This is a genomic window from Modestobacter sp. SYSU DS0511 (genome assembly GCF_054050755.1).
This window is the reverse complement of the sequence record NZ_JBJGZY010000046.1, coordinates 1-22701: the sequence shown is the minus strand read 5'-3', so window position 1 is coordinate 22701 and position 22701 is coordinate 1. Positions and strand designations below refer to the sequence as shown.

Below are 22701 nucleotides of genomic sequence, written 5' to 3'. Positions count from 1 at the left end.
CGTCGGCCGGAGGGAAGGTAGCGGGCTGCGACGATGCAGTCGTGGCGGTTTCCGTGGTGTTCATCTCTGACACGCACGTCCCGAAGCGCGCGCGTGACCTGCCCCATTCCCTCTGGACGGCGATCGAGGCGGCCGACGTCGTGGTGCACGCCGGTGACTGGGTGGACGTCGCCCTGCTGGACGAGCTGGAGCGGCGCAGCCGCCGGCTGGTGGGGGTGTACGGCAACAACGACCACGGGGTGCTGCGCGAGCGGCTGCCGGAGGTCGCCCGGGTCGAGCTGGCGGGAGTCCGCGTCGCCGTCGTGCACGAGACCGGCGACGCGAAGGGCCGCGAGCGCCGCTCCGCCGAGCGCTTCCCCGACGCCGACGTGCTCGTGTTCGGCCACAGCCACATCCCCTGGGACACCACCGCGGACACCGGCCTGCGGCTGCTGAACCCCGGTTCGCCCACCGACCGCCGGCGCCAGCCGCACGCCACCTACCTGACCGGGGTCGCCGAGGCCGGCCGGCTCACCGACGTGGTGCTCCACCGGCTCCCGCCGAGGACCCCGGCGTGACCCCGCCGCCGCTCCCACCTGCGGCGGTGGCGCTGCTGGCCTGCCCGGTCTGCGGTGACCCGCTGCGGGAGGAGCCGGCCGGGTTGCGGTGCGGGCGGGGCCACGCGTTCGACCGGGCCCGGCAGGGACACGTCACCCTGCTGCCGGCCGGTGGCTCGCCCCACTCCGGCGACTCGGCGGAGATGGTGGCCGACCGGGCCGGTTTCCTCGCCGCCGGCCACTACGCCGGCATCACCTCGGCGCTCGCGGACGCTGCCCTGGCCGGACCCCCCGTGCGCACCCTGCTCGACGCCGGAGGTGGCACCGGGACGCACCTGGCCGGCGTGCTGGCGCGGGTCCCCGGCGCCGTCGGCGTGGTGCTGGACGCCTCCCGGTACGCCGCCCGCCGCGCAGCCCGCGCCCACCCCCGGGCGCTGGCGGTCGTGGCCGACAGCTGGTCGCGGTGGCCGGTGCGCGACGCGGCCGTCGACCGGGTGCTGGTGGTGTTCGCCCCGCGCAACGGTGCCGAGACGGCGCGGGTGCTCAGCCCCGGCGGCCGGCTGGTCGTGGTCACCCCCGCCGCGGAGCACCTGGCGTCGCTGGTCGGACCGCTGGGCCTGCTCACCGTCGACCCGGCGAAGGCCGACCGGCTGACCGCGTCGCTCCAGCCGCACCTGCAGCCCGTCTCGACGACCCGGTACCGCGATGAGCTGCTGCTCGACCACGCCGCGGTGCGGACGCTGGTCGGGATGGGGCCGCACGCGCGGCACCTCGGCCCCGGGGCGCTCGCCGGGCGGGTGGCCGCGCTGCCCGAGGCGGTGCGGGTGCCGGTCGCCGTCGACGTGACCACGTGGACGGCCGGCTAGCGGCCCCGTCCGGAGGCCCGGCCCGACCGTGCGAGGGACGAGGAGGCCGGGCCCGCCATACGACGAGGGCCCGGCCGTAGTGGCCGGGCCCTCGTCGTGAGGTGTGCTGCCCGCGTCGCGGGCGGGCGTCAGCGGGTGACGCGGCGGTTCTTGTTCGTCGCGAAGACGTAGATCCCGAGCACCACGATCGCGCCGATGATCGAGCCGATCACGCCGGAGGTGCCGAGCTCGAACTCGCCGTCGAAGATGAGGCTGCCGAGCAGGTTGCCGACGAGCGAACCGATGATCCCGAGCACGATGGTGGCGAGAATGCTCATCGACTGCTTGCCGGGGATGACCGCGCGGGCGATGAAGCCGGCGATGGCGCCGATGACGATCAGGACGATGATGTTCCAGAGCACGGTGGTGACCTCCGGTGACACGGCGCGACCGCCGGCGCCGGGACGTCCGGCGCAAGATCATCGGTGCCCGTCGGCTCGAACTCCGAAACCCCCGGGGGTGCTCCCGGCGGGCCGCTGTCACCCGATCAGGTGACCGTGCACCTCCCGGTCGTGCGCCGCTGACCAGTGCGAACGCGACCGTGCCCGGCGGGTGGGGTGGTGCGGGTGGCCGGCGCCGCCGGGGCGCTCGGTCGTCGGACGCCGCGGCGCGCCGCACCGAGCCCCTCTCCCGTCGCGTCGGCCAGGACGCGACCGTCTAAGCTCCGAGCGTGACGATCGCACCCGCCCCGATCGTGAGCCGGCCCAGCCCGGCCCACGAGGCCGAGAAGGGGTCGCGGCTCCTGGGTCTGCTGCGCACCACCGACCACAAGACCATCGGCCTGATGTACACCGTCACGGCGTTCATCTGGTTCTTCGTCGGTGGTTTCATGGCGCTGCTGATGCGTGGTGAGCTGGCCCGGCCCGAGCTGCAGTTCCTCTCGCCCGAGCAGTACAACCAGCTGGTCACGATGCACGGCACGATCATGCTGCTGTTCTTCGCGACACCGATGTTCTTCGCCTTCGCGAACCTGATCATGCCGTTGCAGCTGGGCGCCCCCGACGTCGCCTTCCCGCGGTTGAACGCCTTCTCCTACTGGCTCTTCCTGTTCGGGTCGATGCTCGCGGTCTCGGGCTTCCTCACCCCGGGTGGCGCCGCCGACTTCGGCTGGTACGCCTACACCCCGCTGTCCACCGGTGCGCACAGCCCGGGCGCCGGCGGTGACCTGTGGATCACCGGGCTCGCGGTCAGCGGTCTGGGCACCATCCTCGGTGGGGTCAACTTCATCGCCACCATCGTCTGCCTCCGGGCCCCGGGGCTGACGATGTTCCGGATGTCGATCTTCACCTGGGGTGCGCTGACCACCAGCATCCTGATCCTGCTCGCCTTCCCGATCCTGACCGCGGCGCTGTTCGCGCTGCTGGCCGACCGGCACCTGGGCGCGCAGATCTACACGCCGGAGAACGGCGGGCCGATGCTGTGGCAGCACCTGTTCTGGTTCTTCGGTCACCCCGAGGTCTACATCATCGCGCTGCCCTTCTTCTCGATCATCAGCGAGGTCATCCCGGTCTTCAGCCGGAAGCCGCTGTTCGGCTACAAGGGCATGATCTTCGCCCTGATCGGGATCACCGCACTGTCGCTGGCGGTGTGGGCGCACCACATGTTCGCCACCGGTGCGGTGCTGCTGCCCTTCTTCGCCTTCCTGACGTACCTGATCGCCATCCCGACCGGCATCAAGTTCTTCAACTGGATCGGCACCATGTGGCGGGGCCAGATCACCTTCGAGACGCCGATGCTGTTCTCGATGGGCTTCCTGATCACCTTCCTGCTGGGTGGTCTGACCGGCGTCCTGCTGGCCAGCCCGCCGCTGGACTGGCACGTGAACGACAGCTACTTCGTCGTCGCCCACTTCCACTACGTGGTCTTCGGCACCGTGGTGTTCGCTGCCTACGCGGGGCTGTACTTCTGGTTCCCGAAGATGTGCGGCCGGATGATGGACGAGCGGGTCGGCAAGCTGCACTTCTGGCTGACCTTCGTCGGCTTCCACGCCACGTTCCTCATCCAGCACTGGCTGGGCAACGCGGGCATGCCGCGCCGGTACGCCGACTACCTGGGCACCGACGCCGGAGGCGCCTTCACCTGGATGCACACGGTCTCCACGGTCGGGTCGTTCATCCTGGGTGCCTCGGTGATCCCCTTCGTCTACAACGTCGTCAAGTCCTGGAAGCACGGCCGGCTCGCGCTGCGCGACGACCCCTGGGGCCACGGCAACTCGCTGGAGTGGGCGACCTCGTCCCCGCCGCCGCGGCACAACTTCGTCGAGATCCCGCGGATCCGTTCGGAGCGCCCGGCGTTCGAGCTGCACTACCCGCACCTGATCGAGCAGCTCGAGACCGAGAAGCACGCCGGAAAGCGGCACGAGCCGTACGCCGGGGTCAGCAACGTGGGCCTCACCGGCGGCAAGCGCGAGGGCGAGCGCGACACCGACTTCACCTGATCAAGCACCCCATCCAGAGGCTCGTCCCTCGCACGCTCGGGACGAGCCTCTGGACGGGGCCGGGAAAGACTGCGTGAGCGACGCCCCGTCGGCCTTCGGGCCGGCGGGGCGTCGGCGTTCCGGGGGACCACGCAGCGTGGCGGGGACCATCCGGCACGATGACCGCGTGACCGACCGAGCCGCTGCCCCCGTGCTGCCCGAGGCCTCCCCGGACACCCGTCCCGGGGCGCTGCTGACCGTCACCGGGGCGGACCGCCCCGGGGTCACCGCCGCGCTCTTCGCCGCGCTGGCCGAGCTCGGCACCCCGGTCGAGGTCGTCGACGTCGAGCAGGTCGTGGTGCACGGCCAGCTCGTGCTCGGCGTGTTCGTCGGGCCTGCCGGTGAAGCCGCGGACCCTCACCACCTGGCCGACCGGATCCGCCCGCTGACCGATCGGGTGGCGGCACAGACCGGAGTGCAGATCACCGTCGAACCCTCGGGTGGCGCGGGCACCGGCTCCCGGGCGGCCCGCCACCACGTCACCGTGCTCGGCCGCCCGGTGCCTCCGGCCGCCGTCGCCGGGGCCGCCCGGGCCATCGCCGGCGTCGGGGGCAACATCGAGGCCATCCGCAGGCTGTCGGACTACCCGGTGACCAGCTTCGAGCTGACCGTCTCCGGCGGCGAGCCGACCGAGCTGCGCACGGCGCTGGCCACCGTGGCCGCCGAGACCGGCACGGACGTCGCCGTGGAGCGGATCGGGCTGGCCCGCCGCAGCAAGCGGCTCATCGTGCTCGACGTCGACTCCACGCTGGTCCGCGGCGAGGTCATCGACGAGCTCGCGGCCCGCGCCGGCCGCGCCGCCGAGGTCGCGCGGATCACCGCCGCCGCGATGAACGGCGAACTGGACTTCGAGCAGTCGCTCCGGGCCCGGGTGGCCGTGCTGGCCGGGCTGCCGGCCGGCGTGCTCGACGAGGTGCGGGAGCACCTGGTGCTCACCCCCGGCGCGCGCACGCTCATCCGTACGCTGCAGCGGCTCGGCTTCCGCTGCGGGATCGTCAGCGGTGGCTTCAGCCAGATCACCGACCCGCTGGCCGAGTCCCTCGGGCTCGACTTCGCCGCCGCCAACACCCTCGAGGTCGTCGACGGTCGGCTCACCGGTGGGCTGGTCGGCGAGGTCGTTGACCGGGCGGGGAAGGCCCGGGCGCTGGCCCGGTTCGCCGCCGAGCACGGCATCCCGTTGGAGCAGACCGTCGCCGTCGGCGACGGCGCGAACGACCTGGACATGCTCAACGCCGCCGGCCTGGGCATCGCCTTCAACGCCAAGCCGTTCGTCCGGGAGAAGGCGCACGCCGCGCTCAACCAGCCCTACCTGGACGCCGTGCTCCAGGTGCTCGGCTTCACCCGCGACGAGGTGCTGGACGCCGGGTAGTACGCCTGCCCGGCCGTTCCGCGAGCTGACCGGCACCGGTCGCCCCGACGGAGCGGCGCAGCCAGCGGCGTCCGGGCGACCGGAGCGGCGCGACCGGCGCACCAGGCAGAAGCCGGTTCCGCTCCCCGCACAGCTCCGAGGGAGGGGATGGCGGTGCCCGTGCATCCGATCAGGGGCCGGCGCGCCGGCCAGGTGCCTCGTCGGCGCGACGCAGGATGTCGTCGACGACCTGGTCGATCGGGGCAGTGGCGTCGATCGCGATCCCGTCCCTCGGCACACCCTGCCTGGTCTCGTGCCAGCGCACGATCCGCTCGCGCTCCACCGGCTCTCCGTCGCCCCACTCGTCGTCCGGTCGTTCGTCGAGCCGCCTGTTCAGGGTGTCGAGGTCGACCTCGAGGACGAACACGCCGTCGAACAGCCCCAGGAACGCCGAGGAGTTCCGTGAGCCACCGCAGAAGAACGTCGCCGGGGTGGTCGTGTCGGCGACCAGCGCCCTCACCCGGTCCACCCGCCACACGTGGTGTTCGTGCGCAGCGACGTCCCTCGGTTCCCCCGTCACCGGATCGCCCACGTAGGCGAGTTCGCGGTCACCGTGGATCGCGTGGTGGCCGCGCCGCCGCAACTCCTCGCAGACCGCGGTCTTGCCGGTGCCGGACAGACCTTCGATCAGGAAGTTCCTCCGGCCCACGCCAGGAAGCTACAACCGCGATGCCGTGCCGGTGTCCCCGGAGCCGCGTTCGGGGCGAACGGTGCTAGGTGCCCGCCTGCGGATCGACGCTGCGCTCCAGGTGGACGCCGGCGTGGCGCAACTGCTCGAGCGCGGCCTCGGTGCTGGCCGGCGAGACGCCGGCGGTCAGGTCGAGCAGCACGCGGGTGCGGAACCCCGCGGCAACGGCGTCCAGCGCGGTGGCCCGCACGCAGTGGTCGGTGGCGATGCCGACCACGTCCACCTCGTCGACGTCGTGCGCCCGCAGCCAGTCGGCCAGGCCCACGCCGTCGCTGGTGCCCTCGAAGCCCGAGTAGGCCGCGGCGTACTCGCCCTTGTCGAACACCGCCTCGATCGGCCGGCGGTCCAGCCGGGGGTGCAGCTCGACGCCGGGTGTGCCGACCACGCAGTGCGGCGGCCAGCTCTCCAGGAAGTCCGGCTGCTCGGCGAAGTGGTTCCCCGGGTCGACGTGGTGGTCGCGGGTGGCGACGACGTGCGCGTAACCGGCCTGCGCCATGTGCGCGCTCACCGCCCTCGCGACCGCCTCCCCACCGCTGACCGCGAGGCTGCCGCCCTCGCAGAAGTCGTTCTGCACGTCCACGACGACCAGAGCTCGTGTCATCCCCCCATCTTGCCCGGTGACTCGAGGGGGACGGGGCCCTTCGAGTGGTCCTCGTTCAGTCGGTCACCGTGTCGACCGCCGGCTCACCGCGCATCAGCGAGAGCGCCTCGGTCGGCAGGGTCCCGCGGAGCGCACGGTGCCGGTCGCGGGCCGCGGCCAGCGCCTCGGCGGGGGAGTGGTGGTCGATCAGCTCGCCTTGCCGCACCAGCGGAACCAGCAGGTCGCGGTCGCCGTCGCGGGGGGTGACCGGGCCTGCGCTGACCACCTCGGCGGTCGCCGTCCCGTCGGCGTCGTGCCGGCGGACGGCGTGCTTGCGGCCGCCCACCGACCGCTTTCCCTCGGAGTTCTTCGCCACCGGGACGCCGTCCCGCTCCACCAGCTTGTAGACCATCCCGACGGTGGGGGACCCCGACCCGGTCACCAGCGAGGTGCCCACGCCGTACCCGTCGACCGGGGCGGCGGCGAGCGCGGCGATCGCGTACTCGTCCAGGTCGCTGGTGACGATCACCTTCGTCTCCGTCGCGCCCAGGGAGTCCAGCAGCTCCCGGGCCCGGGTGGCCTGCACCGTGAGGTCACCGGAGTCCAGCCGGACCGCGCCCAGCCCGGTTCCGGCCACGTCGATGGCCGTGCGGATGCCCTGCTCGACGTCGTAGGTGTCCACCAGGAGGGTCGTGCCGACGCCGAGGGCGTCCAGCTGCGCACGGAACGCGGCGGCCTCGTCGTCGTGCAGCAGGGTGAACGCGTGGGCGCTGGTGCCGGTGGTGGGGATGCCGTAGCGGGCGCCGGCGGCGAGGTTCGACGTCGCGGCGAACCCGACCAGCGCGGCGGCCCGGGCAGCTGCGACCGCCGCCTCCTCGTGGGTGCGCCGGGAGCCCATCTCGATGCAGGGCCGCCCGCACGCCGCGCCGACCATCCGGGCGCCGGCAGAGGCGATCGCGCTGTCGTGGTTGAGGATCGACAGCGCCAGCGTCTCCAGGAGCACCGCCTCGCCGAACGGGGCCCGCACGGTGAGCACCGGGGAGCCGGGGAAGTACAGGTCCCCCTCGGCGTAGCCGTCGATGTCCCCGGTGAACCGGAAGTCGGCCAGCCAGGCGAGCAGTCGCGGGTCGTCGACCCCCTGGGCGCGGACCGCCGCCAGCTCGGCGTCGCCGAACCGGAAGCCGGCCAGCATCTCCAGCAGCCGGCCGGTGCCCGCGACCACCCCGTACCGCCGTCCGTGCGGCAGCCGGCGGGCGAACACCTCGAACACGCAGTCGCGCTCGGCCGTGCCGTCGGCCAGGGCGGCGGCCAGCATCGTGAGCTCGTAGCGGTCGGTGAGCAGCGCAGGGCTCAGCTGCGGGGTCGGCGGCATGGACAGGCACGATAGGTGCCGGTGGTCCGAGCCGCTCCCCGGCGTCGTCCGGCAGCGGCGTCGTCCTAGAGTGGCGTCGTGGCCGGACCGCTCGCTCCTGAACGGGTCCCCGGGGCCACGGCGGAGACCGTGGCCGAGGTCGACCGCCCCTGGGTGACGATCGTCTGGGACGACCCGGTCAACCTGATGACCTACGTGACCTTCGTGCTCCAGGAGCTCTTCGGCTACGACGAGGCGACGGCGACGGAGCTGATGCTGCAGGTGCACCACGAGGGCAAGGCGATCGTCAGCTCCGGTCCGCGGGAGCGGATGGAGCACGACACCAACCGACTGCACGCCTACGGGCTGTGGGCGACCTACCAGCGGGACGCATGAAGCCCTTCCGTCGCAAGGGCGACGAGGTGGTGGCCCGGCTGGTCGAGGCCGAGGCCGGCATCGTCACGCTGCTGCTGGACCAGCTGGAGCAGCTGCTGGCGGCCGACCGCGCCGACACCGGCGGTGACCCGGTGGTTGAGCGGCTGCTCCCGCCGGGCAACGTCGACGACCCGGAGATCGCCGCGGACTACCGGGACCTCACCGAGACGGCGCTGCGCGCCGGCAAGGCCGACGACCTGGCCACCGTCCGCGCCACCCTGCCACCGGACGGCGGGGAGATACGGCTGGACGCCGAGCAGGCCCGCGCCTGGCTGCGCACCACGAACGACCTGCGCCTCGCGCTGGGCACCCGGCTGGGCATCACCGCCGACACCGAGCCCCCGGAGGACGCCGGCGGCGAGGAGGAGCAGCAGCTGGCGGTCTACTACTGGCTCACCGCCGTGCAGGGTTCCCTCGTCGACGCGCTGGTGGCCGGGACAGGCGGCCGACCGTAGCCAGCACCAGCAGCGCCACGAGCAGGTCGGCGACGAAGAAGACGTAGACCAGGCTGTGCACCTGCACGTCCTGGGCGATCGCGCCGATGCAGGCCACCAGGGTGACCGCGGAGAGCGCGGCCAGCAGGAGCAGGCCGACCAGCCGCCCGAGCACCACCAGGACCAGCTCGATCCGGTCGCTGCGCTCGTCGGTCGCCCGCCCGCTGCGGTGCAGCAGCCGCATGCTGCCGATGACCAGCGCCGGCAGGGGGACGAGCACCACCCCGACCACCATCAGCACCTCGATCACCACGGTCGACGACGTTAGCGGTCGGCCACCCGCGCGGCACAGTCCGTTCCCCTGCCCGTCACCCCGGGTGGGGTCCGGGAACCCGGCCGCGACCGTCGGCCTAGGATGACCGGCGTGCTGCGCATCGACCGCGCGACCTACGACGCCATCGTGGCCCACGCCCGGGCAGACCACCCGGACGAGGCCTGCGGCGTCGTGGCCGGGCCCGAGGGCTCCGACCGCCCCGAGCGGCACATCCCGATGCTCAACGCGGCCCGCTCGCCGACGTTCTACGAGTTCGACAGCGGCGACCTGCTGAGGCTGTACCGGGAGATGGACGACCGGGACGAGGTCCCCGTCGTGATCTACCACTCGCACACCGCCACCGAGGCCCGCCCCTCGCGCACCGACATCAGCTACGCCTCCGAGCCCGAGGCGCACTACGTGCTGGTCTCCACCCGCGAGCACGGTGCGCGGACCGGGCTGGCCGGCGACGACGTGGAGTTCCGCAGCTTCCGCATCGTCGACGGCCAGGTCACCGAGGAGGACGTCGAGGTGGTCGGCCCGTGACCGTCGAGTCCTGCCTGTTCGGTCACTCGCCGACCGTCGTCGTCTACGACTGAGAAAGGACCCCGCTGCCCCCACGCCTCGTACCTCGGCGCGGGCCCCTGCAGCGGGGCCGAAGCGGCCGGCGGAATCGCTGGCCGCGCAGCGGCGTTCCCCCGGACAGCCGTCATCCCCGCGCGCTCCGCGCGCCGACCCGTCACCCCCGCGAGAAGGAGTTCCCCTGCCATGGCCATCGAGGTCCGGATCCCGACCATCCTGCGCACCCACACCGGCGGCAACAAGACCGTCGAGGGGTCCGGCGACACCCTCGGTGCGCTCGTCGACGACCTCGACTCGCAGCACCCCGGCCTCAAGGGCCGCCTGGTGACCGAGGAGGGCAAGCTGCACCGCTTCGTCAACGTCTACGTCAACGACGAGGACGTGCGCTTCACCGGTGCGCTGGACACCGCCGTCAAGGACGGCGACTCGGTGACGATCCTCCCGGCGGTCGCCGGCGGCTGCTGAGCGGCCCACCGTGCGCTCCGCGCACCTGAGCTGAGCCCAGCACCCACCCCGCCTCCCGGAAGAGTCCCCATGGCCCGCTTCTCCTCCCTCGTCGAGAGCCTCGGCAACACCCCGCTGGTCGGGCTGCCACGGCTGTCGCCCACCGCCGACGTCCGGCTGTGGGCGAAGCTCGAGGACCACAACCCCACCGGGTCGATCAAGGACCGGGCCGCCATCTCGATGATCGAGGCGGCGGAGAAGGAGGGGAAGCTGCGGCCGGGGGCCACCATCCTGGAGCCCACCAGCGGCAACACCGGCATCTCCCTGGCGATGGTGGCCCGGCAGCGCGGGTACAAGCTGATCTGCGTCATGCCGGAGAACACCTCGATCGAGCGGCGCCAGCTGCTGGAGATGTACGGCGCGCAGATCATCAGCTCCCCGGCCGCCGGCGGCAGCAACCAGGCCGTCGCCGTCGCCAAGGGCCTGGCCGCCGAGCACGACGACTGGGTGATGCTCTACCAGTACGGCAACCCGGCCAACGCCGAGGCGCACTACACCGGCACCGGCCCGGAGATCCTCGCCGACCTGCCCTCGATCACCCACTTCGTCGCCGGCCTGGGCACCACCGGCACGCTGATGGGCGTCTCCCGCTTCCTGCGGGAGCAGAAGCCCGGTGTCCAGGTGATCGCCGCCGAGCCGCGCTACGGGGAGCTCGTCTACGGGCTGCGCAACATCGACGAGGGGTTCATCCCCGAGCTCTACGACCCCGAGCTGCTCGACGGCCGCTTCTCCGTCGGCCCGGACGACGCGGTGCACCGCACCCGCCAGCTGGTCGAGAAGGAGGGGATCTTCGCCGGCATCTCCACCGGCGCGATCCTGCACGCCGCGCTCGGTGTCGCCGACAAGGAGGTCGCGGCCGGCCGCCGGGCTGACATCGTCTTCGTCGTCTGCGACGGCGGTTGGAAGTACCTCTCCACCGGGGCCTACGCCGGCACGCTGGAGCAGGCCACCGCCGCGCTGGACGGGCAGCTCTGGGCCTGATGGCGGATCCGCAGGACACCCTGACCCTGCCCGCGCGCGGGCTGCTCTTCGACAACGACGGCGTGCTCGTCGACTCCGAGGTCAGCGTCGTCACCTCGTGGCGTCGCTGGGCGAAGGACCTCGGCCTCGACCCGGACGAGGTCATGGCCGCCGTCCCCGGCCGTCGCGCCGCGGACACCGTGGCGCTGTTCGTGCCGGCCGACCAGGTCGCCGCGGCGGTGGCCACCGTCACCCGCTTCGAGCTGGAGGGCGCCGACGCGACCGTGGCGGTGCCCGGGGTGCTGGACCTGGTGCCCCAGCTGACCGGCGTCCCGTGGGCGGTGGTCACCTCCGGCGTGCACGAGCTGGCCACCGCCCGGCTGCGCGGTGCCGGGGTCGCCCTGCCCGACGTGCTCGTCACCGCGGAGGACGTCGCCGCGGGCAAGCCCGACCCCGAGCCCTACCTCACCGGGGCGGAGCGGCTGGGCATCGACCCCGCCGAGCTGATCGTGCTGGAGGACAGCCCCAGTGGCGTCGCCGCGGGCCTCGCCGCTGGGTGCACCGTCCTCGGCATCGGCGAGCCGGCGCTGCAGACGGCAGCGACGGCCGTGGTCCGGGACCTGACCGGAGCCCGATGGACCGGCGACGGGCTGCAGCTGCCCGGCGACGCGCTGCTGCGCCGGCCCTGACCGGACCGTCGGTGCCGGCGGCTAGCCTGACTGCGCCATGAGGACCGCTGCCCCCGCCGACGCCCCGATCGGCATCTTCGACTCGGGGGTGGGTGGGCTCACCGTCGCGCGGGCGGTGCTCGACCAGCTGCCGCACGAGTCGATCCGCTACCTGGGGGACACGGCGCACACGCCGTACGGTCCCCAGCCGATCGCCGACGTGCGCCGCCACTCCCTGGCCGCGATGGACCAGCTGGTCTCCGACGGGGTCAAGATGCTGGTCATCGCCTGCAACTCGGCCAGCGCCGCCTGCCTGGGTGACGCCCGGGAGCGCTACGACGTCCCGGTCGTGGAGGTCGTGCTGCCGGCGGTCCGCCGCGCCACCGCGGCCACCCGGAACGGCCGGGTGGGGGTGATCGCCACCCAGGCCACCGTCACCAGCGGCGCCTACGAGGACGCGTTCGCCGCCGCCCCGCAGCTCACCGTCACCAGCGCCGCCTGCCCCAGCTTCGTGGACTTCGTCGAGCGCGGCGTCACCAGCGGCCGGCAGCTGGTCGGCCTCGCGCAGTCCTATCTCGACCCGCTGCTGGCCGCCGGGGTCGACACCGTGGTGCTCGGCTGCACCCACTACCCACTGCTCACCGGCGTGCTGTCGCTGGTGCTCGGCGAGGAGGTCACGCTGGTGTCCAGTGCGGAGGAGACCGCCAAGGACGTGTACCGGGTGCTCACCCGCACCGACCTGCTGCGCGACCCCGAGGGGCCGCCGCCGGAGCACCGGTTCCTGGCCACCGGCGACCCGGAGCCCTTCGCCCGGCTCGGGCGGCGTTTCCTCGGTCCCGAGATGGAGACCGTGGCCCGCGCCGGGGAGGCCGCATGAGGCTCACCGTCATCGGCTGCGCCGGAAGCGCACCCGGCCCGGCCTCGCCGGCCTCCTGCTACCTGGTCGAGCACGACGAGTTCGTGCTGCTGCTCGACCTGGGCAACGGGTCGTTCGGCTCCCTGCTGGCGCTCCGCGACCCGACCGAGGTCGACGCCGTATACCTGTCGCACCTGCACGCCGACCACTGCCTGGACGCCGCGCCGTTCATCGTCTGGCACCGCTACTCCGGGCAGTCCGACGGCCGGGCCGTACCGCTGTACGCGCCGGTCGGCGCCGACCGGCGGCTGGCCGCGGCCTACGACGCCGACGGCGGTCCCATCGACGACGTCTTCGACGTCACGCCCGTCGGCCCGGGCAGCTGGACGATCGGGCCGTTCGAGGTGACGACGGCGCGCACCGCCCACCCGGTGGAGTGCTACGCGGTGCGGCTCACCGCGGGTGGCCGCTCGCTGGTCTACACCGGCGACACCGGCCCGTCCGAGGCGGTGGTGGAGCTGGCCCGCGGCGCCGACGTGCTGCTGGCCGAGGCCGCCTACGCCGAGGGCCCCGACCTGCCCCCCGGGCTGCACCTCACCGGCCGGCAGGCCGGCGAGCACGCGGCCGCGGCCGGGGTGGGGCGGCTGCTGGTCACCCACGTGCCCGCCTGGGTCGACGCCGAGGCGCAGCTGGCCGCCGCCCGGTCGGTGTTCCCGAACACCGAGCTCGCCCGGCACGCCGCCGTCCACGACGTCTGACGTCCACCCGCCCGTGCAGCGGTGATCAGGTGACCTGATCAACGGCTGTCCTCCCGCACCGATGCTGGTGCGGGAGGACAGCCGTTGCTGCGGTAGGACGGTCCGCGCCGGTTGCCCACGCCGCCCCGAGCGGGCACGGTGACGAGATGGCCGAGGAGGAGCGCGACGGCGTCCGGCTGAGCAGCCTGGACTCCCCGCTGGGCGACGGGCTCGAGGTGACCAAGCGCGATCTGGTCGACCACTACGACGCCTTCGCCGACCGGCTCGTCCCGCTGCTGAGCGGCCGGCCACTGACCATCAAGCGAGTGCGGCCCGGTGCAGCTCCCTTCATCCAGCGCGACGTCCCCAAGGGCGCTCCCGACTGGGTGCGCACCGTGCCGACCTGGTCCGACCGTGCCCACCGCGAAGTGCACCAGGTGCTGTGCGAGGACCGCCGGACGCTGCTGTGGCTGGCCAACCAGCGGGCGGTGGAGCTGCACGTGCCCTTCGGCCTGGTGGGGGAGGTGGAGCCCACCGGGCTGGTGCTCGACCTGGACCCGCCGGACGGCGCCGACTTCGCCGCCGTGATCGCCGTGGCGCGGCTGGCCCGGCGTGTGCTCGCCGACGCCGGGCTGGCGGGTGCGGTGAAGACCAGCGGCTCCACCGGGCTGCACGTCGTCGTCCCGGTGCACGCCTCTCCGCCGGAGGACGTCGCCGCGGCCACCCGGGCGCTCGCGGCGCGCACCGAGCGGCTCGACCCGGCGGTGGCGACCACCGCCTACGTCGTCGCCGAGCGCGGTGGGCGGGTGTTCGTCGACTCGACCCGCGCCGGGCGGGGCACGATCGTGGCCGCCTACAGCCCGCGGGCACGGCCAGGCCTGCCGGTGTCGACGCCGGTCGCGTGGGACGACCTGGACGACGTGCGGCCCGGGGACGTCACCGTGCGCACCGCGCGGGAGCGGATCGGGGACGGCGACCCGTGGGCGGCCGCGCTGCCGGGGCCACAGGAGCTGCCGGCGGACCTGGTGGCCGAGGGCCGCACGATCCCGGTGGCCCGGGTGGCCGCGATGCACGAGGGGAAGCGCCGGGCCCGCGCGAAGGCTGCCGGGACCCGGAGCCGACCGCCCGGCCCGTAGCGCGCCGGCCGCCTGGGCGCCGGCCGTCGTCCCCAGATCGGGCGCGGTCCACAAGTCCGGGCGGGCGCCCCTGTCGTGCCGGACGGCCCGGCAGGGTCATCGTGTGACCGATCCACAGATGACGGCCTGGCTCGACCAGGAGGACACCCACCTCGCCCAGTTGATCCGCAACCATCGCTGGGTCGTGCAGTACGTCTTCCCCGACGAGAACTCCGACTCGGTGCCCTTCGGCTACACGGTCGGGTTGTTCGGGCTCGGCCACCCGGAGCTGGTGGTGGTCGGACTCGGCCACGACAACACGCACGCGATGCTCCAGCGGGTGGCCGGCCTCGTCGCCGATGGGCGCGACATGGTCCCGGGGGAGCTGCTCACGTTCCCCGACCGGCCCGACGGGCTGGTCGTCGAGCAGCTGCCGAACCCCGGGGAGGTGCTCTTCGTCGCCAACCGCCACTACCGGCGCCCCGACGAGGCGTCCGTGCCCGCCTTCCAGCTCACCTGGCAGCACCCCGACGGCACCTTCCCCTGGGACCCGGCGTACCCGTGCGGCCCCGACTGCCAGCCCCGGCCCGGCACCTGGCGGGCGTGACCCCGGCGCCCGCGCCCCGGTCCGGTGGCGGACCACGACGACGTCGGTCCGGCCTGACCTGCGGAGGGCGGCAGCGCCCGGTCGTCGGGGCAGCCCGTACGCTGGGCACCCCGACGACCGCGCGCTCAGGAGACCTGCACCTCGCGGCCGTCCTCGCCCCACATCGTGTGGAACGAGCCCTCGGCGTCCACCCGCCGGTAGGTGTGCGCGCCGAACAGGTCGCGCAGGCCCTGGATCAGCGCCGCTGGGAGCCGCTCGGCCCGCAGCCCGTCGTAGTAGGCCAGCGCGCTGGCGAACCCGGGCACCGGCACCCCGTGCCGGGCGGCGCCGGCGACCACCTGCCGCCACGCCTCCTGGCCCTCGCTGACCGCACCGCGGAAGTAGTCGTTGGTCAGCAGGGTCGTGACGTCGGGCTCGTCGGTGTACACCTGCGCGATCCGGTCGAGGAACTTCGCCCGGATGATGCAGCCGCCCCGCCAGATCCTGGCCAGAGCGGCGCGGTCGATGTCCCAGCCGTGCTGGTCGGCACCCGCAGTGATCTGGTCGAACCCCTGCGCGTAGGCGACCACCTTCGACGCGTAGAGCGCCTGCCGCACCGACTCGATGAACGCGTCCCGGTCGGCGACCTGCTCGTCCCACTCCCGGCCGGGACCGGGGAGCACCCGCTGGGCGGCCTGCCGCTGCTCGCGGTGGCCGGAGAGCGCCCGGGCGAACACCGCCTCGGCGATGCCGCTCACCGGAACGCCCAGGTCGAGGGCCGACTGCACGGTCCAGCGCCCGGTGCCCTTCTGCTCGGCCTCGTCCAGCACGACGTCGACGAACGGCTTCCCCGTCCGGGCATCGGTGTGCCGCAGCACCTCGGCGGTGATCTCGATGAGGTAGCTGTCGAGGTCGCCTTCGTTCCACGAGGCGAAGACGTCCCCGATCTCGGCGGGCGAGAGCCGGAGCCCCTGGCGCAACAGGTCGTAGGCCTCGGCGATCAGCTGCATGTCGGCGTACTCGATGCCGTTGTGCACCATCTTCACGAAGTGCCCGGCGCCGCTCTCGCCGACGTGGGTGCAGCACGGCTCCCCGTCGACGACGGCCGCGATCGACTCCAGCAGCGGGCCGACCAGCTCGTAGGCCTCCGCCGAGCCGCCCGGCATGATGCTCGGCCCGTTGAGCGCGCCCTCCTCGCCGCCGCTGATCCCGGTGCCGACGAAGTGGATGCCCCGGGCGGTGAGCGCCTCGGTGCGGCGGATGGTGTCGGTGAACCGGGCGTTGCCGCCGTCCATCAGCACGTCGCCGGCCTCGAGCAAGGGAGCGATCTCGTCGATCACGGCGTCGGTGGCCGCACCCGCCTGCACCATGATGATCACCTTGCGCGGACGCTGCAGGGCCCCGACGAACTCGGCCATCGAGCCGGTGGGCACGAAGTCGCCCTCGCCGCCGTGCTGCTCGACGAGGGCATCGGTGCGCCCCCTGCTGCGGTTGTGCAGCACCACCTGGTGGCCGTGCCGGGCCAGGTTGCGGGCCAGGTTCGCGCCCATGACAGCCAGCCCGGTGACGCCGATCTGATCGCTCATGCACGGAACCCTGCCGCATCGGGCGCGCGGCTACCAGGCCCCGCCCGACCCCCGGCTCGGCCCTCCTCCAGGGGCCCGACGCGGGCTCGCGAGCGGTGGGGACAGGAGCGTTCTCACGCGATGCCGAGGTCGCGGCGCAGCTTGGCCACGTGTCCGGTCGCCTTCACGTTGTAGGCGGCCTTCTCGATCCGCCCCTCGGCGTCGACGACGAACGTCGAACGGATCACCCCGACGACCTCCTTGCCGTACAGCTTCTTCGGGCCGTAGGCGCCGTAGGCGGTGAGGACCTGCTTCTCCGGGTCGGACAGCAGGGTGATCGACAGCGACTCCTGCTCGCGGAAGCGGTGCAGCTTCTCCGGGGCGTCGGGGGAGATGCCGATGATCTCCAGCCCCGCCTCGGCCAGGTCGCCGGCGGCGGCGGTGAAGTCGACGGCCTGGGTGGTGCAACCCGGGGTCAGCGCCGCCGGGTAGCAGTAGACGATGACCCGACGGCCGCGGTAGGACGCCAGCGACACCGGGGTGCCGTCGGCGTCGGGGAGGGTGAACTCCGGCGCCGGGTCACCGGGCGCGAGGCGGACGGGGGCGACGTCGGTGACGGGGCCGGTCTCGGTCATGCTGCGCATCGTGCCGCACCCGGGCGACGGTCCCCAAGCGGGCCACCACCGGGCGGGAGCGGAGCTGCTCGGACGGGGTGCTCAGCCGGCCAGGAAACTGAACCGCACGTGCCGCGACGGGTTGTCGACGTTCGTATCGACGAAGCAGATCCGCTGCCAGGTGCCCAGCGCGAGGCGGCCCTCGAGCACAGGCACGGTGGCGTGCGGCGGGACGAACGCGGGCAGCACGTGGTCCCGGCCGTGCCCGGCAGCTCCGTGCTTGTGGCGCCACCGGTCGTCGCGGGGGAGCAGCTCGTCCAGCTGGGCCAGCAGGTCGTCGTCGCTGCCCGCGCCGGTCTCGATGATCGCGATGCCGGCGGTCGCGTGCGGCACGAACACCTGCAGCAGCCCGTCGCCCTCGGACCGGACGAACTCCGCGCACTCGTCGGTCAGGTCGACGACGGAGGCCACGCCCCCGGTCCGGACGGCTCGCAGCTCGGAACGCATGCCGCCATGCTGCCGGACAGCGGCCAACTACGCTGCTGACACGTGACCCGCCCCGACGGCCGCAGCGCCGACCAGCTCCGCCCGGTGACCATCACCCGCCACTGGCTCGACCACGCCGAGGGCTCGGTGCTCGTGGAGTTCGGCCGCACCCGCGTGCTGTGCGCCGCCAGCGTCACCGAGGGCGTGCCCCGCTGGCGCCGCGGCTCCGGCCTCGGCTGGGTGACCGCCGAGTACTCGATGCTGCCGCGCGCCACCCACACCCGCAGCGACCGCGAGTCGGTGAAGGGGAAGATCGGTGGCCGGACGCACGAGATCAGCCGGCTGATCGGTCGCTCGCTGCGGGCCAGCATCGACCTGGCCGCGCTGGGGGAGAACAGCATCGCGCTGGACTGCGACGTCCTGCAGGCCGACGGCGGCACCCGCACCGCCGCGATCACCGGCGCCTACGTGGCCCTCGCCGACGCCGTCTCCTGGCTGGGCGAGCGCGGCAAGCTGGCCAGCAGCACCCCGCTGCCGAACTCGGTGGCCGCGGTCAGCGTCGGCGTCATCGACGGCGAGCCCCGCCTGGACCTCGCCTACGAGGAGGACGTCCGGGCCGGCACCGACATGAACGTCGTGTGCACCGGCGACGGCGGCTTCGTCGAGGTGCAGGGCACCGCCGAGGGCGCCGTCTTCGACCGGCCGACGCTGGACGCGCTGCTCGACCTCGCCGTCGCCGGCTGCGCCGAGCTGACCCTGGCGCAGCAGGTGGCGTTGTCGGCATGACGCAGCTGCTGCTCGCCACCCGCAACGCCGGCAAGCTCGCCGAGCTGCAGCGGCTGCTGGCCACCGCCGTCCCCGGGGTGGAGGTGCTCGGCCTGCGCGACGTCGCCGAGTACCCCGAGGCGCCCGAGACCGGAGCCACCTTCGAGGAGAACGCCCTGCTCAAGGCGCGCGAGGCGGTGCGGTACACCGGCCTGCCCGCGGTGGCCGACGACTCCGGCCTGGCCGTCGACGCGCTCAACGGGATGCCCGGCATCCTGTCCGCCCGCTGGTCGGGGCGGCACGGCGACGACGACGCCAACACCGCGCTGCTGCTCGGCCAGCTCGCCGACGTGCCCGACGAACGGCGCGGTGCGGCGTTCGTCTGCGCCGCCGCGCTGGTCACCCCCGAGGGCACCGAGCACGTGCTGCGCGCCGAGTGGCGGGGGGCGGTGATCCACGAGAAGCGCGGCACCAACGGGTTCGGCTACGACCCGGTCTTCGTGCCGGAGGGGCTGGAGCTGACGTCGGCGGAGCTGACGCCGGCGGAGAAGGACGCCCGCAGCCACCGCGGCCAGGCCTTCGCCGCGCTGGTGCCGGTGCTCGCCGGGGTGCTCGGCGCCCGCTGACCGCAGGTCAGCGGCCGCTGCTCCAGCCGATGAACCACAGCGAGAACGCCGCCATGCACGGGTGGAAGGCGAGCACGAGGAACGCCGCGAGCACCCGGTCGGTCCGCCAGTAGGTGCGCAGCCGGACGCCGCGGGTCCACAGCCGGCTGCGGTCGCCGGACAGGGCCCGCTGGGCGAGGGCCGCCTCCTCCTCCGCGGTCAGCGACCGCGAGCGGGTGGCCTGCCAGGCCTCGACCCGGGCCCAGCCCGGCGCGAAGCCACAGGCCAGCGCCAGCACCGCGGCACCGCCGAGCAACAGCAGCAGACTGGCCTGGTCGAGCACCACGAGTCCGGCTGCGGCCGCCCCGGCGGCGAAGCCGGCCACGGTGACCGCGGCGAACACGAAGACCAGGGCGAGGGTGACCGTCAGGATCACGTAGCCGGGGACGAGGACCTCGTCCCAGCTGCGGTCGGTGGCCAGCAGTGCTGCGGTCTGCGCGACGAGGACGGCGGCGCAGGTGAGCAGCACCCGGCGCATGCGCACCTGGGGGAGGTCCGCGGTCGTGGCCAGCCGGGCGCGGGCCTCGGCGAAGCTCGCCGCCTCGGCGGGGGAGGCGTCGGCCCGGGTCGTGGCCAGCGGGTTGACGGCGGTCACGAGCGGACCTCGGCACGAGGGGTCCCGGGCGTCGGCGCGTCGTCGGCCTGCACGTGGCTGGACAGCCCGTGGTTCGTCTTCTCCCAGTAGAACGGGTTGACCAGCAGCTGCCAGAGCGCCTTGTACGAGGCGACCGAGTGCAGCAGCCAGTACAGCGGGGACAGCAGCGCGAACGGCACCAGGCCGTAGGTGCGCCGCTTGAACCCGGCCAGCAGCGACAGGTAGATGATCACGCCGTTGCCCAGCAGCAGGTTCGCGAAGCTGACCTGCACCAGCCACTCGGGCAGCGTGGGCACCAGGACGCCGGGCCGGACCAGCTCGACCACCATGAGCAGGTACAGCCAGGGCGTGGCCAGGAACATCAGCGGGGTGCCCCCGATGAGCAGCGCGAACCCGGCCGTCTGACGGGGGCCGACGCTGCGCAGCAGCCGCCAGGGGTGCCGGGTGTGCACCAGCACGGTCTGCATGTAGCCCTTGATCCAGCGGCTGCGCTGCCGGACCCAGTTGCCGACGGCCATGTTGGCCTCCTCGTATGTCGTCGAGTTGACGACGGCGACGCGGTGGCCGCGGGCGGAGGCGCGGATGCCGAGGTCGGCGTCCTCGGTGACGTTGTAGGGGTCCCAGCCGCCGAGCTCGCGCAGCAGGTCGGTGCGGAAGTGGTTGCTCGTGCCGCCCAGCGGGATCGGCAGCCGGAGCTTGTCCAGCCCGGCGAGCGTGTAGTCGAACCAGGAAGAGTACTCCAGGGTGAACATCCGGGTGAGCAGGTTCTCCCGGGCGTTGAAGTAGTTCAGCGCCGCCTGCACGCAGACCAGGTCGTCCCCGCCCTTGCGGAAGGCGACGATCGACTTCTTCAGCTGGTCGGGGTCGGGCCGGTCCTCGGCGTCGTAGATGACCACGTACTCGCCGCGGGCGAAGGTCAGCCCGACGTTGCAGGCCCGCGGTTTCGTCTTGGGCAGCGAGTGCGGCACGACGACGATCCGGACGAGGTCCGGTGGGGCGGCTGCGAGCGCGGCGGTGAGCGTCTCCGGGTCGTCCTCCTCCAGCAGGAGGAGGATCTCCAGCTTCTCCCGCGGGTAGTCCAGGTCGGCGAGGTTGCGCATCAGCAGGCCGACGATCCCGGCCTCCTTGTAGACGGGCACGAGGATCGTGTAGACGGGCAGGTCGTGCTCGTCGAGCGCGGCCACCTCCTCGTCGGTGACCTGCTCGACGGTCTCCCAGGCGGTGCCGACGGTGCTGATCACGGCCTTGGCCCCGACGGCGAGGGCGACGGCGACGTTCACCGTCGCGACCAGGACGACCAGGGTGGCGGGCAGGTCGAGCACGGCGCCGACGACGAGGGCGGCGACCGCCAGGACGGCCCCGACCACCTGCTTGGGCACGAACACGGTGGACGCCGACTCGTCGGGCCGCCGCTCGGCCAGCGACGTGACCGCGTCGTGCACCAGCTCCTCGCGCCAGACCGTGCGCAGCGCCCGCTGGACGTCCCAGTCGGTGGTGACCACCTGGCGCACGCGGTGGATGCCGGTGCGCTGCACGACCTGCTCGGCGATGTGCGCCGACGGCCGGCCCGCGGTGGCCACGACCACCTGCAGCTCGCCCCCACCGTCCCGCTCGACGCGCAGCGGCAGCCAGACCTCGCGGGCCAGCATCGCCGCGGGGAACAGCCGGGCCAGCTCCTCGTCGACGTCGACCGGGTCGACGAAGGCCAGGTCGGCGTCCCACACCTCGGCCAGGGCGACGTACAGCTGGCGGCGGGTGACCCAGCCGCGGGCCAGCACGATCGCGCCCAGTGGTGCGCCGACGCGGTGCTGGTGCTCGAGGGCCTCGGCCAGCTGCGCCTCGGTGAGCGCACCCTGCTCCAGCAGGACGTCGCCCAGCCGTTCGGGCGCGGCGTGCCGGCCACGGCGGCGCCGGGGCGCGGGCACGGCGCCGCCCGGTGCGGAGACTGTCACCTGGAGGACGTCGGCCTCCGGCGCCCCGGACTGTCGTCCTGCGGGTCGGCTCTCACCCGGTCGGGGGACGCCGTGGCCGGGCGGTGGTCTTGCGGAGTTCTTGCGGTTGCCTGCGGCCGGGCGTGCGGTTGGCCGCCCAGAGTCGGCGCTGTCGGCGGGAGAGCCCCCGACTCGCACCGACCCGAGGAGCACCGTGAACGCCACCCGCACCACCGCCAGCAACGCCCGCCGGACGACCGCCGCCAAGGTCCTCGGCTCCGTCGGGGTCGTCGGCACCGCCGCGCTCGTGGCGGGCCTGGGCACCTTCGGTGGGTTCACCGACAGCACCGACACCGCCGAGGTCGCCGTCGAGTCCGGCGTCGTCTCGATCAACCTGACCGCCGGCGACGGCTCGGCCACCGTGCCGTTCAGCTTCGACGGCGTGGCGCCCGGCTCATCGGTCACCCGTCCGGTGAACCTGGTCAACGACGGGGACTCGGCGCTCGCCTCGGTGGGCCTGTCGACCGTCGCGACCGCCTCGAGCCTGCTGGACAGCGACGCCACGAACGGGCTGCAGATGTCCGTGCGCTCCTGCTCGGTGGCCTGGGCCAGCGACCTCTCCTGCGAGGGCACCGTGCGCACGCTGCTGGCCGCGGGGCCCGTCGTCCGCACCGCCGACCTGGCCGCCCCGGCCAGCCTGACCGCCGGTGCCACCGACCACCTGGCCGTCACCCTCGCGCTGCCGTCGACCGCCGGCGACGCCTTCAAGGGCGCGAGCAGCGAGCTCGCGCTCACCTTCACCGCCACCCAGCGGGCCGGCGCCGCCCGCTGACCACCCGCTGCTGCCCGGCCCCTGACCCGGCCGGGCGGCGGTACCGACCGTGGGGGGGGCGGGGGGCGGGGGGGGGGGGGGGGGGGGGGGGCGAGGGGGGGGGGGGGGGGGGGG

General features: G+C 73.7%; 27 protein-coding genes. 17 read left to right on the top strand and 10 right to left on the bottom strand.

From position 1 onward, the window contains the following. The first annotated feature begins 41 nt into the window (after positions 1-41). Both ACI783_RS17635 and ACI783_RS17630 read left to right on the top strand, forming a co-directional pair. Entirely contained in the window at positions 42-557 is a 516-nt protein-coding gene (locus ACI783_RS17635) for a metallophosphoesterase family protein (RefSeq protein WP_457141650.1), read from the top strand. Positions 558-583: 26 nt separating this feature from the next. Further along, positions 584-1402, top strand: coding sequence for a putative RNA methyltransferase (locus ACI783_RS17630; protein WP_457141655.1), 819 nt, complete (start codon positions 584-586; stop codon positions 1400-1402). Positions 1403-1530: 128 nt separating this feature from the next. Here ACI783_RS17630 and ACI783_RS17625 read toward each other — a convergent pair whose 3' ends face one another. Then, positions 1531-1824 (bottom strand): GlsB/YeaQ/YmgE family stress response membrane protein, encoded by a 294-nt coding sequence (locus ACI783_RS17625; protein WP_457141649.1) that lies wholly within the window; start codon positions 1822-1824, stop codon positions 1531-1533. 287 nt (positions 1825-2111) lie between these two features. On the opposite strand from ACI783_RS17625, the gene ctaD reads away from it, so the two are divergent. Beyond that, positions 2112-3878 (top strand): aa3-type cytochrome oxidase subunit I, encoded by a 1767-nt coding sequence (gene ctaD / locus ACI783_RS17620; RefSeq protein ID WP_457141648.1) that lies wholly within the window; start codon positions 2112-2114, stop codon positions 3876-3878. Positions 3879-4044: 166 nt separating this feature from the next. After that, entirely contained in the window at positions 4045-5286 is a 1242-nt protein-coding gene (serB, locus tag ACI783_RS17615) for a phosphoserine phosphatase SerB (protein WP_457141647.1), read from the top strand. Positions 5287-5455: 169 nt separating this feature from the next. Here the strand turns inward: serB and ACI783_RS17610 are convergent, their stop codons facing one another. The 3 genes from ACI783_RS17610 to ACI783_RS17600 form a co-directional block, all read right to left on the bottom strand. After that, on the bottom strand, positions 5456-5974 hold the full coding sequence (locus ACI783_RS17610) for an AAA family ATPase (RefSeq protein WP_457141646.1): 519 nt from the start codon (positions 5972-5974) through the stop codon (positions 5456-5458). Between the two features lie 64 nt (positions 5975-6038). Beyond that, a complete protein-coding gene (locus ACI783_RS17605) occupies positions 6039-6614 on the bottom strand; it encodes a nicotinamidase (RefSeq protein WP_457141645.1) in 576 nt (191 codons plus the stop codon). 55 nt (positions 6615-6669) lie between these two features. Beyond that, entirely contained in the window at positions 6670-7965 is a 1296-nt protein-coding gene (locus ACI783_RS17600) for a nicotinate phosphoribosyltransferase (RefSeq protein ID WP_457141644.1), read from the bottom strand. 78 nt (positions 7966-8043) lie between these two features. Here ACI783_RS17600 and clpS point away from each other — a divergent pair, with 78 nt between their 5' ends. After that, entirely contained in the window at positions 8044-8340 is a 297-nt protein-coding gene (clpS, locus tag ACI783_RS17595; RefSeq protein WP_457082138.1) for an ATP-dependent Clp protease adapter ClpS, read from the top strand. Then, positions 8337-8834, top strand: a complete 498-nt coding sequence (locus tag ACI783_RS17590; RefSeq protein WP_457141643.1) for a DUF2017 family protein — start codon at positions 8337-8339, stop codon at positions 8832-8834. Before clpS ends, ACI783_RS17590 begins: the two co-directional genes overlap by 4 nt. Here the strand turns inward: ACI783_RS17590 and ACI783_RS17585 are convergent. Then, positions 8773-9126, bottom strand: a complete 354-nt coding sequence (locus ACI783_RS17585; protein WP_457141642.1) for a hypothetical protein — start codon at positions 9124-9126, stop codon at positions 8773-8775. The two genes, ACI783_RS17590 and ACI783_RS17585, sit on opposite strands and share 62 nt — an antisense overlap. 111 nt (positions 9127-9237) lie before the next feature. On the opposite strand from ACI783_RS17585, the gene ACI783_RS17580 reads away from it, so the two are divergent. The 8 genes from ACI783_RS17580 (at position 9238) to ACI783_RS17545 (ending at position 15155) form a co-directional block, all read left to right on the top strand. Next, the gene (locus ACI783_RS17580) at positions 9238-9672 is read left to right on the top strand and encodes a Mov34/MPN/PAD-1 family protein (RefSeq protein WP_457141641.1); all 435 of its coding nucleotides are present in this window, start codon (positions 9238-9240) and stop codon (positions 9670-9672) included. A gap of 222 nt (positions 9673-9894) precedes the next feature. Next, the gene (locus ACI783_RS17575; RefSeq protein ID WP_153360789.1) at positions 9895-10173 is read left to right on the top strand and encodes a ubiquitin-like small modifier protein 1; all 279 of its coding nucleotides are present in this window, start codon (positions 9895-9897) and stop codon (positions 10171-10173) included. Between the two features lie 69 nt (positions 10174-10242). Next, positions 10243-11193 (top strand): PLP-dependent cysteine synthase family protein, encoded by a 951-nt coding sequence (locus ACI783_RS17570; RefSeq protein WP_457141640.1) that lies wholly within the window; start codon positions 10243-10245, stop codon positions 11191-11193. Next, positions 11193-11861, top strand: coding sequence for an HAD-IA family hydrolase (locus ACI783_RS17565; protein WP_457141639.1), 669 nt, complete (start codon positions 11193-11195; stop codon positions 11859-11861). Before ACI783_RS17570 ends, ACI783_RS17565 begins: the two co-directional genes overlap by 1 nt. Before the next feature lie 37 nt (positions 11862-11898). Beyond that, on the top strand, positions 11899-12717 hold the full coding sequence (gene murI, locus ACI783_RS17560; protein ID WP_457141638.1) for a glutamate racemase: 819 nt from the start codon (positions 11899-11901) through the stop codon (positions 12715-12717). Next, positions 12714-13454: an MBL fold metallo-hydrolase gene (locus tag ACI783_RS17555; RefSeq protein WP_457141637.1), complete on the top strand. Its 741-nt coding sequence runs from the start codon at positions 12714-12716 to the stop codon at positions 13452-13454. The genes murI and ACI783_RS17555 overlap by 4 nt, the downstream gene beginning before the upstream one ends. A gap of 146 nt (positions 13455-13600) precedes the next feature. Continuing rightward, positions 13601-14569 carry a DNA polymerase domain-containing protein gene (locus ACI783_RS17550; protein WP_457141636.1) on the top strand — a complete coding sequence of 323 codons (969 nt, stop codon included), beginning with the start codon at positions 13601-13603 and terminating at the stop codon, positions 14567-14569. A gap of 103 nt (positions 14570-14672) precedes the next feature. Beyond that, positions 14673-15155, top strand: a complete 483-nt coding sequence (locus tag ACI783_RS17545) for a DUF4262 domain-containing protein (protein WP_457141635.1) — start codon at positions 14673-14675, stop codon at positions 15153-15155. Between the two features lie 125 nt (positions 15156-15280). Here the strand turns inward: ACI783_RS17545 and gndA are convergent, their stop codons facing one another. The 3 genes from gndA to ACI783_RS17530 form a co-directional block, all read right to left on the bottom strand. Next, entirely contained in the window at positions 15281-16720 is a 1440-nt protein-coding gene (gene gndA / locus ACI783_RS17540; protein ID WP_457141634.1) for an NADP-dependent phosphogluconate dehydrogenase, read from the bottom strand. 113 nt (positions 16721-16833) lie between these two features. Continuing rightward, positions 16834-17334, bottom strand: coding sequence for a thioredoxin-dependent thiol peroxidase (gene bcp, locus ACI783_RS17535; protein ID WP_457082161.1), 501 nt, complete (start codon positions 17332-17334; stop codon positions 16834-16836). 81 nt (positions 17335-17415) lie between these two features. Next, a complete protein-coding gene (locus ACI783_RS17530) occupies positions 17416-17820 on the bottom strand; it encodes a secondary thiamine-phosphate synthase enzyme YjbQ (RefSeq protein ID WP_457073944.1) in 405 nt (134 codons plus the stop codon). Positions 17821-17862: 42 nt separating this feature from the next. Between ACI783_RS17530 and rph the strand changes: the two genes are divergently transcribed. Next, positions 17863-18585 carry a ribonuclease PH gene (rph, locus tag ACI783_RS17525; RefSeq protein WP_457141633.1) on the top strand — a complete coding sequence of 241 codons (723 nt, stop codon included), beginning with the start codon at positions 17863-17865 and terminating at the stop codon, positions 18583-18585. Further along, positions 18582-19190 (top strand): RdgB/HAM1 family non-canonical purine NTP pyrophosphatase, encoded by a 609-nt coding sequence (gene rdgB / locus ACI783_RS17520; RefSeq protein WP_457141632.1) that lies wholly within the window; start codon positions 18582-18584, stop codon positions 19188-19190. Before rph ends, rdgB begins: the two co-directional genes overlap by 4 nt. Positions 19191-19197: 7 nt before the next feature. On the opposite strand, the gene ACI783_RS17515 is transcribed toward rdgB, so the two are convergent. Continuing rightward, positions 19198-19824, bottom strand: a complete 627-nt coding sequence (locus tag ACI783_RS17515; protein WP_457141631.1) for a hypothetical protein — start codon at positions 19822-19824, stop codon at positions 19198-19200. Beyond that, positions 19821-21776 (bottom strand): glycosyltransferase, encoded by a 1956-nt coding sequence (locus ACI783_RS17510; RefSeq protein ID WP_457141630.1) that lies wholly within the window; start codon positions 21774-21776, stop codon positions 19821-19823. Before ACI783_RS17510 ends, ACI783_RS17515 begins: the two co-directional genes overlap by 4 nt. A gap of 193 nt (positions 21777-21969) precedes the next feature. Here ACI783_RS17510 and ACI783_RS17505 point away from each other — a divergent pair, with 193 nt between their 5' ends. Further along, positions 21970-22587 carry a TasA family protein gene (locus ACI783_RS17505; protein WP_457141629.1) on the top strand — a complete coding sequence of 206 codons (618 nt, stop codon included), beginning with the start codon at positions 21970-21972 and terminating at the stop codon, positions 22585-22587. Positions 22588-22701: the final 114 nt, after the last annotated feature.

Coding starts and splice junctions, on each gene's coding strand:
- ACI783_RS17575 (WP_153360789.1), top strand. CDS start 9,895: ATGGCCATCGAGGTCCGGATCCCGACCATCCTGCGCACCCACACCGGC.
- ACI783_RS17590 (WP_457141643.1), top strand. CDS start 8,337: ATGAAGCCCTTCCGTCGCAAGGGCGACGAGGTGGTGGCCCGGCTGGTC.
- ACI783_RS17605 (WP_457141645.1), bottom strand. CDS start 6,614: ATGACACGAGCTCTGGTCGTCGTGGACGTGCAGAACGACTTCTGCGAG.
- ACI783_RS17600 (WP_457141644.1), bottom strand. CDS start 7,965: ATGCCGCCGACCCCGCAGCTGAGCCCTGCGCTGCTCACCGACCGCTAC.
- ACI783_RS17565 (WP_457141639.1), top strand. CDS start 11,193: ATGGCGGATCCGCAGGACACCCTGACCCTGCCCGCGCGCGGGCTGCTC.
- ACI783_RS17570 (WP_457141640.1), top strand. CDS start 10,243: ATGGCCCGCTTCTCCTCCCTCGTCGAGAGCCTCGGCAACACCCCGCTG.
- gndA (WP_457141634.1), bottom strand. CDS start 16,720: ATGAGCGATCAGATCGGCGTCACCGGGCTGGCTGTCATGGGCGCGAAC.
- ACI783_RS17555 (WP_457141637.1), top strand. CDS start 12,714: ATGAGGCTCACCGTCATCGGCTGCGCCGGAAGCGCACCCGGCCCGGCC.
- ACI783_RS17550 (WP_457141636.1), top strand. CDS start 13,601: ATGGCCGAGGAGGAGCGCGACGGCGTCCGGCTGAGCAGCCTGGACTCC.
- ACI783_RS17530 (WP_457073944.1), bottom strand. CDS start 17,820: ATGCGTTCCGAGCTGCGAGCCGTCCGGACCGGGGGCGTGGCCTCCGTC.
- murI (WP_457141638.1), top strand. CDS start 11,899: ATGAGGACCGCTGCCCCCGCCGACGCCCCGATCGGCATCTTCGACTCG.
- bcp (WP_457082161.1), bottom strand. CDS start 17,334: ATGACCGAGACCGGCCCCGTCACCGACGTCGCCCCCGTCCGCCTCGCG.
- rdgB (WP_457141632.1), top strand. CDS start 18,582: ATGACGCAGCTGCTGCTCGCCACCCGCAACGCCGGCAAGCTCGCCGAG.